The organism is Pseudomonas sp. NFR09 (assembly GCF_900111535.1).
In the GTDB taxonomy this organism is placed as follows: domain Bacteria; phylum Pseudomonadota; class Gammaproteobacteria; order Pseudomonadales; family Pseudomonadaceae; genus Aquipseudomonas; species Aquipseudomonas extremorientalis.
The window spans coordinates 1-14,647 of the sequence record NZ_FOIH01000008.1 but is presented as its reverse complement, the minus strand read 5'-3'; the positions used below and the strand labels follow the sequence as shown (position 1 = coordinate 14,647).

General features: G+C 61.2%; 12 protein-coding genes. 5 read left to right on the top strand and 7 right to left on the bottom strand.

Going from position 1 to position 14,647, the window contains the following annotated elements; all coding sequences use genetic code 11:
• Positions 1-140: 140 nt before the first annotated feature.
• On the bottom strand, positions 141-1,580 hold the full coding sequence (gene hydA / locus BMX59_RS18130) for a dihydropyrimidinase (protein WP_093124235.1): 1,440 nt from the start codon (positions 1,578-1,580) through the stop codon (positions 141-143).
• Positions 1,581-2,170: 590 nt separating this feature from the next.
• On the opposite strand from hydA, the gene BMX59_RS18125 reads away from it, so the two are divergent.
• Together BMX59_RS18125 and BMX59_RS18120 are read left to right on the top strand one after the other, a co-directional pair.
• Positions 2,171-3,652: an NCS1 family nucleobase:cation symporter-1 gene (locus tag BMX59_RS18125; RefSeq protein WP_093124230.1), complete on the top strand. Its 1,482-nt coding sequence runs from the start codon at positions 2,171-2,173 to the stop codon at positions 3,650-3,652.
• A gap of 27 nt (positions 3,653-3,679) precedes the next feature.
• Positions 3,680-4,963, top strand: coding sequence for a Zn-dependent hydrolase (locus BMX59_RS18120; RefSeq protein ID WP_093124226.1), 1,284 nt, complete (start codon positions 3,680-3,682; stop codon positions 4,961-4,963).
• 60 nt (positions 4,964-5,023) lie between these two features.
• On the opposite strand, the gene BMX59_RS18115 is transcribed toward BMX59_RS18120, so the two are convergent.
• The 4 genes from BMX59_RS18115 to BMX59_RS18100 form a co-directional block, all read right to left on the bottom strand.
• A complete protein-coding gene (locus BMX59_RS18115; protein WP_093124221.1) occupies positions 5,024-5,482 on the bottom strand; it encodes an REP-associated tyrosine transposase in 459 nt (152 codons plus the stop codon).
• 301 nt (positions 5,483-5,783) lie between these two features.
• Positions 5,784-7,202, bottom strand: coding sequence for an efflux transporter outer membrane subunit (locus tag BMX59_RS18110; RefSeq protein ID WP_093124216.1), 1,419 nt, complete (start codon positions 7,200-7,202; stop codon positions 5,784-5,786).
• Positions 7,186-8,355, bottom strand: a complete 1,170-nt coding sequence (locus BMX59_RS18105) for an efflux RND transporter periplasmic adaptor subunit (protein WP_093124212.1) — start codon at positions 8,353-8,355, stop codon at positions 7,186-7,188. Before BMX59_RS18105 ends, BMX59_RS18110 begins: the two co-directional genes overlap by 17 nt.
• Positions 8,345-11,566: an efflux RND transporter permease subunit gene (locus tag BMX59_RS18100; protein WP_092244758.1), complete on the bottom strand. Its 3,222-nt coding sequence runs from the start codon at positions 11,564-11,566 to the stop codon at positions 8,345-8,347. Before BMX59_RS18100 ends, BMX59_RS18105 begins: the two co-directional genes overlap by 11 nt.
• A 198-nt stretch (positions 11,567-11,764) precedes the next feature.
• Here BMX59_RS18100 and BMX59_RS18095 point away from each other — a divergent pair, with 198 nt between their 5' ends.
• The gene (locus BMX59_RS18095) at positions 11,765-12,175 is read left to right on the top strand and encodes a PA0061/PA0062 family lipoprotein (protein ID WP_058426814.1); all 411 of its coding nucleotides are present in this window, start codon (positions 11,765-11,767) and stop codon (positions 12,173-12,175) included.
• Here the strand turns inward: BMX59_RS18095 and BMX59_RS30500 are convergent.
• Complete coding sequence (locus tag BMX59_RS30500; RefSeq protein WP_165447913.1) at positions 12,172-12,333, bottom strand: hypothetical protein; 162 nt, start codon at positions 12,331-12,333, stop codon at positions 12,172-12,174. The two genes, BMX59_RS18095 and BMX59_RS30500, sit on opposite strands and share 4 nt — an antisense overlap.
• Before the next feature lie 190 nt (positions 12,334-12,523).
• On the opposite strand from BMX59_RS30500, the gene BMX59_RS18090 reads away from it, so the two are divergent.
• Entirely contained in the window at positions 12,524-13,186 is a 663-nt protein-coding gene (locus BMX59_RS18090; protein ID WP_093124208.1) for a C39 family peptidase, read from the top strand.
• A gap of 36 nt (positions 13,187-13,222) precedes the next feature.
• Here the strand turns inward: BMX59_RS18090 and pbpG are convergent, their stop codons facing one another.
• Positions 13,223-14,146, bottom strand: a complete 924-nt coding sequence (gene pbpG, locus BMX59_RS18085) for a D-alanyl-D-alanine endopeptidase (RefSeq protein WP_093124205.1) — start codon at positions 14,144-14,146, stop codon at positions 13,223-13,225.
• Between the two features lie 272 nt (positions 14,147-14,418).
• Between pbpG and BMX59_RS18080 the strand changes: the two genes are divergently transcribed.
• Positions 14,419-14,647: transposase domain-containing protein (locus BMX59_RS18080; RefSeq protein ID WP_175486691.1), on the top strand; the 229-nt coding region annotated here is incomplete at its 3' end.

The following is a 14,647-nucleotide window of genomic DNA, read 5'->3' as shown; positions in this document are numbered from 1 at the left end:
GAGGTGCTGCCTCTGATGGGCATTGGTTTTTTTGTTGCTTGCACTGGCCTCATCGGGAGCAAGCCCCCTCCCGCACTTGACCGCGTTGATCCTGTTGGAATGGGGTCAATGTGGGAGGGGGCTTGCCCCCGATAGCGGTCTCAGCGCTTCACAGCCACTGGCCTGGAATGCTCAGCCCGCTTGCTCAACTGCTCGAACACCGGCGGATACGCCGGCCGCTCCACATAACGCCCGGCCCCGCGCTCGGCGCGCAGATCGCCATCGGCCCAGACCAGCTTGCCCTGGCTGATGGTGTGGCTGGGCACGCCGCGCACGGTCTTGCCTTCGAAGATGTTGAAGTCGACCTGCTGGTGATGGGTCTTGGCGGAAATGGTCCGCGTGCCCTGTGGGTCCCACAGCACCAGGTCGGCATCCGCACCCACGCGAATTGCACCTTTGCGCGGGTAGAGGTTGAAGATCTTCGCAGTGTTGGTGGAGGTCAGCGCCACGAACTCCTGCATCGACAGGCGCCCGGTGTTCACGCCTTCATCCCACAACAGCGCCATGCGGTCTTCGATACCGGCGGTGCCATTGGGGATCTTGCTGAAGTCGTCGCGCCCGGCGGCTTTTTGCTCGGCGCAGAAGCAGCAGTGGTCGGTGGCGGTGGTGTGCAGGTTGCCCGATTGCAGGCCGTGCCAAAGCGCGTCCTGGTGCCCGCGGGGTCGGAACGGCGGGCTCATCACGTAGCCGGCAGCGGTCTGCCAGTCGGGGTGTTGGTAGACGCTGTCGTCGAGCAACAGGTGCCCGGCGAGGACTTCACCGTAGACCGGCTGGCCTTTGGCACGGGCGTAGGTGATTTCGTCCAGCGCTTCTTTGGTGGACACATGCACCAGGTACAACGGCGTGCCGAGGGTCTCGGCGATGCGGATCGCCCGGCTGGCCGCTTCGCCTTCCACCTGCGACGGACGTGACAGCGGGTGCGCTTCCGGCCCGGTGATGCCCTGGGCCATCAGCTTGCGTTGCAGGTGATACACCAGCTCGCCGTTTTCCGCATGCACGGTGGGCACTGCGCCCAGTTCCAGGCAGCGCTCGAAGCTGGCGACCAGGGTGTCGTCCGCCGCCATGATCGCGTTCTTGTAGGCCATGAAGTGCTTGAAGCTGTTGATGCCGTGGTGGCTGACCAGCTCGGCCATTTCCTCGCGCACCTGCTCGCTCCACCAGGTGATCGCCACATGGAAGCCGTAATCGGAGGCGGACTTTTCCGCCCAGCCGCGCCATTGGTGAAAGGCTTCCAGCAAGGATTGCTGCGGGTTGGGAATGACGAAGTCGATGATCGACGTGGTGCCTCCCGCCAGGCCCGCCGCCGTACCGCTGAAAAAGTCTTCACTGGCCACGGTGCCCATGAAGGGCAATTGCATATGGGTGTGGGGGTCGATGCCGCCGGGCATCAGGTATTGGCCGCTGCCATCGAGTATTTCAGTGCTGGCGGGAATATCCAGGTTCGTACCAATAGCCCGGATCAGACCGCCTGCGCACAATACATCGGCGCGGTAACTTTCATCATGGGTAATAACGGTGGCGCCACGGATCAACAGCGACATGTCGAGTTCCTCACAGGCTTGACCGGCTTGTGCCAGTTCTAAGTGTTGTATTGCTGCTTGCCGATGGTCGGTTAATTCCTGTCATCGGTGACAGGAATAGAAACTAGCCCGAGTTTTTCGATTGGGCAAGAAGATTTTTTATAAGCATATATCGTTTTCAAACTGTTGATTTTTAATGATAAAAATCAATAATCACCAAAATGTAGCGACCTCTCACCATTTTGACGCACTTGACAGGTTCTTAAGTTGAGCAACATTTCCTATTGCAAATCAGACGCTTGAGACATGCCTCTTGACGGGCAGGGGAAATAAAAATAATTGTGTTGCACCAGATTGAGTCCTGATGGTTCGGGCAACTTGCGCACTATTTAGCCTGAGTAAGGCGGCAAGTACCGAAGGCGCAATCGGAAAGCTGATAAACATCAGTACGTTATATTAGCGGTGCGGGTGCGGTAACGGTTGTCGGCACGGTTATTGAGTGCAGAGGCGGCTGGCCGGGCCCGTGATGTCATGTTGTTTACGAGGTACTCCGGCCGCCTGCACCCAACTGCAGGCGCGCAACAATAATTCGAAAAAACCGTGGAGCGGCCATGCAACAGAACAGATCGCAAGTCATTGAACGCAACGGCCTGTACGAACTCGACGCCGGCCCCGACGTCCTCGACAGCCCTCGCTACAACCACGACATGGCACCGACCAAGGTGCACGAACGCACCTGGAACAAGTGGCACATCACCGCGCTGTGGGTCGGTATGTCGATCTGCGTGCCCACGTATACGCTGGGTGGCGTGCTCACTGCGTACTTCGGGCTGTCGGTGGGCGAGGCGCTGATGGCGATCCTGCTCGCGAACATCGTGGTGCTGATTCCGCTGACGCTGAACGCCTTTCCGGGCACCAAGTACGGCATACCGTTTCCGGTGTTGTTGCGGTCGTCATTCGGCATCCTCGGCTCCAATGTGCCGTGCCTGATCAGGGCGTTGGTGGCCTGTGGCTGGTTTGGTATCCAGACCATGTTTGGCGGGTTGGCGATCCACCTGTTCCTGGGCTCGATCTTCGAGGGGTGGAAGTCCCTTGGCGGCACCGGCGAGGTGATCGGTTTCATGATTTTCTGGTGCCTGAACCTATGGGTGGTGCTGCGTGGCGCCGAATCGATCAAGCGCCTGGAAACCTTGTCGGCGCCGTTGCTGGTGGCGGTGGGCATCGGCCTGCTGGTGTGGGCGATGCCCAACGTGTCGATCAGCGAATTGATGGCGATCCCGCCCAAGCGTCCCGAGGGTGCGAGCCTGACCGGTTACTTCATGGCCGGGCTCACCGCGATGGTAGGGTTCTGGGCCACCTTGTCACTGAACATTCCCGATTTCAGCCGCTACGCCAAAAGCCAGAAGGACCAGATTCTCGGGCAGATTTTCGGCCTGCCGCTGACCATGTTCCTGTTCGCCGCCCTCGGCGTGATCATGACCGCCGCTTCGGTGAAACTGGTGGGCGTGAGCGTGTCCGATCCGGTGACACTGATCGGGCATATCCAGAGCCCGGTGTGGGTGGCCGTGGCCATGGCGCTGATCATCGTCGCCACCTTGTCCACCAACACCGCCGCGAACATTGTCTCGCCCACCAATGACTTCCAGAACATCGCGCCCAAGCTGATCAACCGCACCACGGCGGTGATCCTCACCGGCCTGGTCGGGCTGGCGTTGATGGCCCATGAGCTGCTGAAGAAACTCGGCCTGATCGTTTCCGAGGTGAGCCTGGAGACCGTCTACTCCAACTGGTTGCTCGGCTATTCCAGCCTGCTGGGGCCGATCGCCGGGATCATGGTGGTGGACTATTTCATCACCCGCAAACAGCAACTGGACCTGGCCGGCCTGTATCGCGATGACGTGTACCCGGCATGGAACTGGAGCGGTTTCATCGCCTTCGGCGTGCCGGTGGTGCTGACCTTGCTGTCGTTGGGCAGCGATGCGTTCAGCTGGTTCTACAGCTATGGCTGGTTTACCGGTTCGGCGCTGGGTGGGTTGTTGTATTACGGCCTGAATGCCAAGCGCGGGGCCACGCTGGTCACCGTCAATCCATAAGAAGAAATGTAGCCTGAGGAGATCCCCATGAACGCTGCCCTGGACGCTCTGCAATCCACCCATCAGCACATCAACCGCGACCGCCTGTGGCAATCGCTGATGGACCTGGCCAGGCTCGGCGCCACGCCCAAGGGGGGTGTGTGTCGCCTGGCCCTCACCGACCTCGACCGCAAGGCCCGCGATCTGTTCGTGCAGTGGTGCGAAGACGCCGGCTGCACCGTGACCGTCGACGGCATCGGCAATATCTTCGCCCGCCGCCCCGGACGCAACCCTGACCTGCCGCCGGTGATGACCGGCAGCCATATCGACACCCAGCCCACCGGCGGCAAGTTCGACGGTTGCTTTGGCGTGCTGGCGGGGGTGGAAGTGCTGCGTACGCTCAATGACCTCAAGCTGGAGACCGAGGCACCGTTGGAAGTGGTGGTGTGGACCAACGAAGAAGGTTCGCGCTTCCCGCCCTGCATGATGGGCTCGGGGGTGTTTGCCGAGAAATTCACCCTGGCCGATACCTTGGCCAAGGTCGACGTGGATGGCGTCAGTGTGGGTGATGCGCTGAATGCGATTGGCTATGCGGGCTCGCGGCCGGTCAGCGGGCACAAGGTGGGAGCGTATTTCGAGGCGCATATCGAACAAGGGCCGATCCTTGAGGATGAGAAGAAGACGATTGGCGTGGTGCTCGGCGCCTTGGGGCAGAAGTGGTTCGACCTGAAACTGCGCGGCGTCGAGGCGCATGCGGGGCCGACGCCGATGCACCTGCGCAAGGATGCCCTGGTGGGCGCGGCAGCGGTGGTGGCGGCGGTGAATGCAGCCGCATTGGGGCACCAACCTCATGCATGTGGGACGGTAGGTTGCCTGCAGGCTTATCCGGGATCGCGCAACGTCATTCCCGGTGAAGTGCGCATGACCCTGGATTTTCGTCACCTGGAGCCGGCGCGCCTGGACTCGATGATCAGTGAGGTGCGCAAGGTCATTGAGGACACCTGCACCAAGCATGGGCTCAGTTTCGAGATGGAGCCCACCGCTGACTTCCCGCCGCTGTATTTCGATCAGGGCTGCGTAGACGCGGTGCGCAATGCCGCCAATGGCCTGGGCTTGTCGAACATGGATATCGTCAGCGGGGCAGGGCACGACGCAATTTTCGTCGCCGAACTGGGCCCGGCGGGGATGATTTTCGTGCCGTGTGAAGGTGGCATCAGCCATAACGAAATCGAGAATGCTGCACCGGATGACCTGGCGGCGGGATGTGCGGTGTTGTTGCGCGCGATGGTTGCAGCGTCAGCCGCTATCGCCAGCGGCAAGCTGGCCGCCTGAAATGCAGTAAAAAATGTGGGAGGGGGCAAGCCCCCTCCCACAATGAGTGTGTGTTCGGCTTTATATCCAGATTGCATCCCACAGCGGGTAGTCGCCAATCTTCTCTACCAACCCTGCCCTCAATGGGTTAGCCACCACATACCTGGCCATTTTCACCAAGTCATCTTCCTTGCGCAGTGCCCGGTCGTGGAAGCTTTCCTGCCAGAGTCTTCCCTTGCGTCCGCTTAGGCCGTTGACGGACCGCGTGCTCTTGGATTTCACCTGCCGCATCAGGTCCGCCAACGAGCCTTTTTTCAACTCAATAAGCCAATGAAAGTGGTCAGGCATGATCACCCACGCCAGCGAGTTTGCGAGCCCTCGGTACTGAGCCAGGCGAAACTGCCAGACCACCAGTCGACCGAGGTGGAAGTCGCTGAATATCGGTAGGCGTTCGTGGGTGTTGGTGGTGATGAGGTAGATGCGGTTGGGTTCGCTGAAGCGTCCGATGCGCAGCCGATGTGAAGCGGGTAAATCTGCCATTCCCTGGCCCTCTCAAGGTGTGTTCAGAGAGGCTAGATCGGTGTGTAAAAGGCTGATTGGCCGGCCTTTGGCAGGATGTGTCTGGAAGAACGCCATCGGGGGCAAGCCCCCTCCCACATTGGTTCTGCGGGGTTCATACATTGTGTGTCTGGCACAGGAGCAGGGTGGAAGGGGGCAAGCCCCCTCCCGCATTGGTTCTGCGGGGTTCATACATTGTGTGTCTGGCACAGGACAAGTGTGGGAGGGGGCTTGCCCCCGATTGCGGTAGTTCAGTTGACAGTTATGTGACTGACCCACCGTATCAGGCGCCCGGCTGCCAGCCACCGCCAAGTGCCGTCACCAACCCCACACTCGCCTGCAACTGCCGCGTCTGCACCGCCTGCAAGGTGCGCTGCGCCTGTAACGCTGCCGTCTGCGCCGTCACCACATCCAGATAACTCACGGCCCCCGCCTCGTAGCTGTTCATCGCCAGCGCCTGGGTGTGCTGCGCCGCGTCCGCTGCTGCCTGCTCATCCAAGGCTTCCTGCTGCAGATCTCGCAATTGCCCCAGATTATCTTCCACTTCGCGCACGGCCTTCAGCACCTGGCTGCGGTAGTGTGCCGATGCCTCTTCGAATTCGGCTTTGGCCTGGCGCTCGTTGGCGCTCAGGCGGCCGCCGTCAAAGATCGGCAGGTTCACCAGCGGCCCCAGCGCCCAGTAGCGATTACCGGCGGACAGCAGGTTGCCGACGCCTTGCGTCTGCCCGCCAATCAACCCGGTCAGGCTGAAATCCGGATACCACGCTGCCTTCGCTACGCCGATGTTGGCGTTGGCGGCAAACACCCGCCGTTCCGCCGCTGCAATATCCGGCCGACGTTGCAGGAGATGGCTTGGCAGCTGCGATGGAATGCCCGGCAGTGCAATCAATTGCGGGCTCGGCGGCACGGAGAACTCGCTGGCCGCCACGCCCACCAGTTCACCGATGGCATGCTCGGTCAGGTTGCGTTGCCCGCGGACTTCATCCAACTGCGCCTTGGCTTCGGCCAGTTGATTCTGTGCACGCGTCAGGTCCAGCTCCGAGGCGATCTGACCCTCATACCGGCTGCGGGTCAGTTGCAGGGCCTGGCTGAAATCATCCAGCGAACGCTTGAGAATCCGCGCCTGTGCATCCAGCCCATTGAGCTGCACATACAGGCTCGCCAGTTGATGCTGCAAGCTCAGGCGCGCCACCGCCAGGTCGTCACCCGACGCTTGCGCCTGGGCGTCACCTGCCGCCACCTGGTTGCGGATTTTGCCCCACAGGTCCAGGTCGTAACTCAACGAAAACCCTGCGCTATTGCTGTTGTACACCGACGGCTGCGTGGTCCCGCGTAGCGGCCGTGAATCCGACTGGCGCTGGCGCAACGGCTGTGCGCTGGCGGTGATCTGCGGGAACAGCCCGGCATGCAGTTGGCTGGCGTACGCCTGGGACGCATCGAAGTGCGCCAGTGCCGCCGCCAGGTCCTGGTTGGCCTTGAGCAGTTGCTGTTGCAGGTCGTTCAGGCGCGAATCGTGGTAGAGCTTCCACCATTCGGGTGCCAATTGATCGGACGGTTGCGCGCTGTGCCAGGGACCGTCGCTGGTCTGTTCGCGGTAGTGCGCAGGCAGGTCAATCGGCGGCACCTTGTAGCTGGGCGCCATCGAGCAACCCTGTAACGCCAGCAGCATCAGTGCAACGAGGGGCTTAAGCCTTGGGCGCATGCGTACCTCCAGCGGCGTCGGCCAGTTGCACCGGGTCGCCTTCGCGCAGGGCGTCGGGCGGGTTGTCGACCACGCGGTCGGCGGGTTTCAGGCCCTGGTCAATGACCAGGCGTTCACCGAGGTCGAGGCCGATATGGATGTCTTGCAAGTGCACATGATTCTGCGCATCCAGCACCGCCACTTGCGTGCCCTGGGCGCGGAAGATCAACGCGCTGGCCGGGATGCTCACGCCATGGGTGTCCGCCGGGATCGGCAGGGTCGCTTCGGCGTAATCGCCGGGCAGCAGCTCGCCGTTGGGGTTGTCGGCCACGAACTGCGCGAGCAGGGTGCCGGAGCGCCGGTCGATGGCAGTGGAGTCGCCGATCAGGCGCGCCTTGAAGTGCTCGCCAGGATGCTCGGGTACCGTCAGCTCGGCTTCAAGGCCGGGGTGGATGACCGCGGCGTAGTTCTGCGGCACCGGTACATACAGGCGCAGTTGGTGGGTGTCGGCGATGTTGAACAGCTCCGGGTCGCTGTCGGTGTCGGCCTTGATCAACTGGCCGATATCGGTGTTACGTGCGGTGATGGTGCCGGCGAACGGCGCGCGGATAGTCTTGTAGCTTTCCAGTGCGGTCAGCCTGGCGTAGTCGGCAGCGGCGGCCTCGGCGTTGGCTTTGGCGGCGGCGGCATTGGAAGTTTTCTCATCGGCTTCTTGGCGCGACACCGAGTGGCTCGCCAGCAAGTTCTGCCAGCGCGTGGCGGTGGTGGCGGCCAGGCGCGCGTTGGCCTGTTCCTGCACCAGGCGTGCGTGGGTCTGCGCCAGTTGTTGGTCGAGGTCGGGGCTGTCGATCTCGGCAAGGATTTGCCCGGCTTTGACCCGCGTCCCGATGTCGGCTTTCCAGTCCTTGAGGTAACCGCTGACCCGCGCATGGATCGGTGCCTTGCTCCAGGCTTCCAGGTGCGCGGGCAGGCGCAGGGTATCGCCGGCCGCATTCTGCTGCGGTTGGAACACCATCACCTGCGGGATGGCGGCGGTCTCGGTCCAGGCCGTGACCGACTGTTCGTGCAAGGTACGGGCGTGCAGGCCGTTGGCGACCAACAGGGCGGCCAGGGTCAGGCCGCCGACACCCATGAGCATCAGACGCTTGCGCGAGGGTTTGTGATCAGACGACATGAGACGTTTCTCCAGCTGTAGCACGATTAGGGTGACGACCGTGGACCAGGCTGAAGACCACGGGTACAAACAACAGGGTGGCGGTGGTGGCGAGGATCAGGCCACCGATCACCGCACGGCCGAGCGGGGCGTTCTGTTCTTCGGACATCGCCAGGGGCAACATGCCGATGATCATCGCCAGGGCGGTCATGCACACCGGACGAAAACGCGTGTAGCCGGCTTCCAGCGCCGCCTTCAATGCATCGCCATGTTCGGCCAGGCGTTCGCGGCAGAAACTCACCACCAGGATCGAGTTGGCGGTGGCGACGCCCATGCACAGGATCGCCCCGGTCAATGCCGGCACCGACAAGGACGTGCCGCTGAGGAACAGCATCCACACGATCCCCGCCAGCGCCGCCGGCAAGGCGGTGATGATCACGAACGGGTCGACCCATGATTGGAAGTTGACCACGATCAGCAGGTAGATCAGCACCACCGCACCGAGCAGGCCAAAACTCAAGCCGCTGAACGCTTCATGCAGTGCATCGATCTGCCCATGCAGGCTGATCACCGCGCCTTTGGGGCGCATGGCGGCGGTGTCATCCAGCACTTTCTGCACGTCACGGGCCACGCCGCCGAGGTCGCGGCCTTGCACGTTGGCATACAGGTCCAGGGTCGGCTCGATGTTGTAGTGGGTCACCACCGCCGGGCTCTGCACACGGGAGATGGTGGCTACACCGCCGAGGATCTGCGACTGGCCGTTAGCACCGGTCACCGGCAGGGCTTCCAGCGAGGGCAGGCTGTCGAGGCGGTATTGCGGGGTGGCCGCGACGATGGAATAGGACACACCGTTGGCCGGGTTGAGCCAGAAGGTCGGCGCCACCTGGGAACTGCCGGCGAGGGACGCCACCATGCTGTTGGTCACGTCGCGCTCGGTGATACCCAGGCCATTGGCGCGCAGGCGGTCGACGTTCACCTGCAGCGACGGGTAGCCGGTGGATTGCTGGATACGCAGGTCGGCGATGCCCGGTACGTTTCGCAGGCGTCGCTCAAGCTCCACTGCATAGGCGCGGTTTTCTTCATCACTGCGCCCGGAGATCTTCACGTCCAGCGGAGCCGGGGCGCCAAAGTTGAGAATCTGGCTGCTGATGTCCGCCGGCAGGAACGCAAAGTGGCTGCCGGGGAAACTTTGCGGCAGGGCTTCACGCAGTTTTTTCACGTAATCGGCGGTGGGCGCATGGTCCTTTTTCAGGGTGACCTGTATATCGCCATCCTGCGGACCGATGGTGCCGCTGCTGCTGTAGGCCATGTCGATGCCGCTGAGCGGAATGCCGATGTTGTCGACGATGGTGTCCAACTCTTCGGCGGGGATGACTTCGCGGATCCGCGCTTCGATGCGGTCGAAGGCCGCGGCGCTTTCTTCGATACGTGTGCCCAGTGGCAAGCGTACGTGCAGGGCCAGGGCGCCGGCGTCGGTGGCCGGGAAAAAATCCTGGCCCAGGCTCGGCAGCAGCAGGAACGACGCCAGCACACAGGCCAGGAAGCCTACGATAAAACGCTTGCGATTGCCCAGCGCCAAGGTCAGCAAGCCGTGGTAGGTGTCGCGGATATTCGAGAAGTGACGCTCGAAGCCCTGCTGGAAATTCAGCACTGATTGCAGCACGCGATTGCGCGGTTTCGGGTGCTGTTCACCCTCGTGGTGGTTGATGAATTCATCTTCCGGGTGATGCCCGGCGCCTGGCTCCGGCGTGTGTGGCTTGAGCAGGAACATCGCCAGGGTCGGCACCAGCGTCCGCGAGAGGATGAACGAACTGGCCATGGCAAAGATCACCGCCAGGGCCATCGGCCGGAACAGGTAACCGGCGATGCCTTGCAGCAGGAACATCGGCACGAACACGATGCAGATGCACAGCAGCGAGACGAACGCCGGGCCGACAATTTGCGCGGCACCGTCGAGGATCGCGGTCTTCACCGCCTTGCCTTGCTCCAGATGCCAGTTGATGTTTTCGATGGTCACCGTGGCGTCGTCCACCAGGATGCCCACGGCCAGCGCCAGCCCGCCCAACGTCATCACGTTGAGGGTTTGCCCGCTGGCCGCCAGCAACGCGATGGCCGAGAGCACGGCCAAGGGAATTGACGCGGCGATGATCAGCGTCGAGCGCCAGCTGCCGAGGAACAGCAGGATCATCGCACTGGTCAGCAGCGCGGCAATGATGCCTTCCTGGGCCACGCTGCCCACCGATTGCTTGACGAACACCGATGCGTCGCCGAGCAGCGAGGTCTTCAGCGATGGCGGCAGGGTTTCGTTGATGCGCGGCAACATCTGGCGGATGCCGTCGATGATCGACAGGGTGGAAATGCTGCCGTTTTTCAGCGCCGGCATCAGCACGGCGCGGTGGCCGTCGACGCGCACAATATTGGTCTGCGGTGGCGAGCCGTCACGCACGTGCGCCACCTGGCCAATCGTGATCAGCGCACCGTCGACGGTCTTGATCGGCAGGTCGTTGAGTTCGTCGATGGCCTTGGGGCTGTTGTTGAGCAGGATCGTGTATTCGTCGGGGCCGAGTTTGGCGGTGCCCACCGGGATGATCTGGTTCTGCAGTGCCAGGGCGTTACCCACGTCCTGCGCCGACAGGCCTTTGGCAGCCAGCGCCTGCGGGTCGAGGTCGAGGGTGATCTGGCGTTGCTTGCCACCCATCGGTGTCGGCATGGCCAGGCCGGGCAGGGAACTGAGCGGCAAGCGAATGTTGTTCTGCACCAGGTCGCGGATCTTGGCTTCCGAGAGGCTGGGGCTGGAGAACGCCATTTGCAGGATCGGCACCGTGGAGGCGCTGTAGTTGAGGATCAGCGGCGGCGTGATGCCGGGTGGCATTTGCTTGAGCACGGTTTGTGAAACCGCCGTCACTTGGGCATTGGCGGTGCGGATATCCACGCCGGGCTGGAAGAAAATCTTGACGATGCCCATGCCGGGCAGCGATTGCGATTCGATATGTTCGATGTCGTTGACGGTGGTGCTCAGGGAGCGTTCGTAGGTGTAGATCACCCGGCCGGCCATGGCGTCCGGCGACAGGCCGTTGTACTGCCAGACCACGGCGACCACGGGGATGCCGATATCCGGGAAAACATCAGTAGGGGTACGCAGGGCCGCCATTGGCCCGATGATGCAGATGAAGATGGCCAACACGATAAAGGTGTATGGCTTTTGCAGTGCGGTCTTTACCAGCCCGAGCATGCGTGAAACCTCCGGAAGGAGCAGGATTGCAAACCCCGGCAGTCTCACGCGACCCACCTAACACGCACCTTTCAGCCAGGTGAAGGAACATTTAGGTTAGGGCTGAAGATCGTTTCATATGTATTCATTTGTTCTACAAAGGGCAGCTCCTCAAGCTTGCAACCCATCGGACACATTGTCTTTCTTTGGAGCCCTGCCATGTCACTCAAACCTTTATTGTTGATTCCTGCCCTTGGTGCTGTGCTGTTGTTGTCGGCATGTGCCGGCCCGATCCCCAAGGCTGACCCGAGCGAAGCGTGGATCGGTCTGAAAGAAGAAGCGCCGAATGACCTGATGGCCGAGCGGGTAGATGGCAAGCGCGTGGATGACGGACGCTTTTTTGAAGTGCCACCAGGCGATCATCGCCTGGATGTGACGCTGTTCGAGGAAGAACCCGGCGACGACAATCAGCAGGACTGCCAGGGGCGTGTCGAGTACAAGCACTTCAAGGCGGGTGAGCACTACACCCTGGTCGAATCCAGCCTGGGTACTACCGTGCGTGCGTCCTTGATGGACGGGCACGGCAAGGAAGTTGCGGCCACTCAGGACTTCAATTGCATGCCAGGCTAGGCGTGATGCACCGCGGCCTTGTGAGGCTTGGCGGGTGCCGTCGGTTTGACGTGGGGGTGATGGTGCCGGCGGGTAATGCGCAACACCCCCCACAGCATGGCGCCGGCTACCGCCAGCCAACCGCAGATCAACAGGAAAATCGTCGTTGCAAGGCTCATTCGGGCCTCCTTTCGCCCCGCAGGGGGCACACACAGTCTTCTCAATGGACAGTCTAGCTACCTGGCGGTTGCCTGCTATTGACCAATGGTCGAGTGCGACCAACTTCTTTGCTATATCCACGCCCCCTGCACAATCGCGATTGGGCTATGATCAGGGCCCTTACCGGCAGTCGATCAAGAGAGTAGAAAATTGCGGTTACGGTCGAACCTGAAAACATCCTTGTTAATTGCTTGTGCCCTGGGCCTCGCGGCCTGTTCCTCCGCACCGTCGAGGCTGGCGGGCCTGCCGGAGCGAGTCGAACTCAATGGCGTGCCGACCTTTCGCAGCGAGGCTTATCAGAGCGGTCCTACATCGTTAGCCAGCATGCTGTCGCAACAAGGCATTGTCATGACACCGGGGTTGCTGGATAAGCCATTGCATCTGCCGGGCGGTGAAGCGGACCTTGAACGCAACATGCAGGTACTGGCGCGTGAGTACGGGCTGATGGTGTATCCGCTGGATGCGAAGCTGACGGCGGTGCTGGCACAGGTGGCGGCGGGTTATCCGGTGATGGCGCGGATTGGTGGCGGGTTGTGGTCCGACGCGCATTACGTGGTAGTGGTGGGGTTCAATCAGCAGAAAAGCACGGTGCTGCTGCGCTCAGGCATGGATCGGCGCCTGTTGATGAGCTTCGGCGACTTCGAGTCAAAATGGAAAAGTGCCGGGAACTGGGCAATCCTCACCCAGCGCCCGAGCCAACTGCCAGCCAACGTCGACGCGCAGCGGTGGCGGGATGCGGCTGGCGCGACGGCCCAGGCCGGGCAGGAGCGGGCGGCGGCGCAGGCACTGAAGGTGTTGGCGGAAAGCAAATAAAAAACGGCGCTATCAAGCGCCGTTTCTTATGGTCGGTTATCGACGCGCTTCTGCAGCATTCGGCCGATTTTTCAGGTTCTTGTCGGCCTTGTAGCGCAACGCCACATCCGGCACCGACCCGCTCTTGCCGGTTTCAACCCAATTGCGGATACGGCTGGCATCGGCAAAGTGGGTGAATTTGCCGAAAGCGTCCAGGATCACCAATGACACCGGGCGGTTGCCCATGCTGGTCACCAGCACCAGGCAGTGGCCGGCCTGGTTGGTGAAGCCGGTCTTGGTCAGCTTGATGTCCCAATTGGCGCGGTTGATCAGGTGGTCGGTGTTGGAGAAGCCCAGGGTGTAGTTGGGCTTGCGGAACGACACGGTCTTTTCCTTGGTGGTGCTCAATTGGCTCAGCAAGGGGTAGTGACGCGCGGCGGCGAGCAGTTTGCTCAGGTCACGGGCGGTGGACACGTTGTGGATCGACAGGCCGGTGGGTTCCACATAGTGAGTGCTGGTCATGCCCAGCGCCTTGGCCTTGGCGTTCATCGCGGCAATAAACGCCGGGTAACCGCCTGGATAGTGATGCGCCAGGCTAGCGGCGGCGCGGTTCTCCGAGGACATCAGGGCGATCAGCAGCATTTCTTTACGTGACATCTCGCTGCCGATTTTCACCCGGGAAAACACGCCTTTCATTTCCGGCGTGTCCTTGATGTTGATATCGATGTATTCATCCATGTTCTGCTTGGCTTCCAGGACCACCAGGCCGGTCATCAACTTGCTCACCGAGGCGATCGGCACCACCACGTCGGGGTTGCTGGAATAAATGACCTTGTTGGTCTGCAGGTCCACCAGCATGGCGCTGCCGGAGGCGATTTGCAGTTTGGAGGTATCACGCGGGGCCTGGGTGGTTTCGGCGGCGTGAGCGAAAGTGCCTGTAAACGCAAAAAATAGGCTGACGATAGAGAGACGAATTTTCACGCGGATGAACTCGCTAAAAAAGTAAGGAAATACCGTTCGGGAACGGTTTTTGGATAAATGCCGTTACATTTTAGGAGTATGGATCAGAAACTGTCGAATGTTCTTCTGGAACCAGACGAAAGTGCTTAAAAACTAAGAAAAAACAGGATTTATTACGGGCAATAAAAAGCCCTGCGATAAAGCATAATGCTGTTCACTTAAGCATTTGAGTCCCGGCCGGGCTTTATAGAGAATCCGATGTCAGACTCCTGGCATCGGATTTTTTTATGCCCATTCAGCAGCAGTTGCTCGACCTCGGCGATCTCTTCAACTTTTCTGACCTGAGCACCTTCACTCAGAACATCCCAATCGAGTGGGTAGCGAGTGCGCTGAACCTTTCGGTGCAAGCCACCATACGGCGGCGCCGCTTGCCGAGTGACCAAGTTCTTTGGCTGGTTCTGGGCATGGCTTTGTTTCGTGATGAGCCCGTCCACGAGGTCGCCAGGCGTTTGAATATCTGCG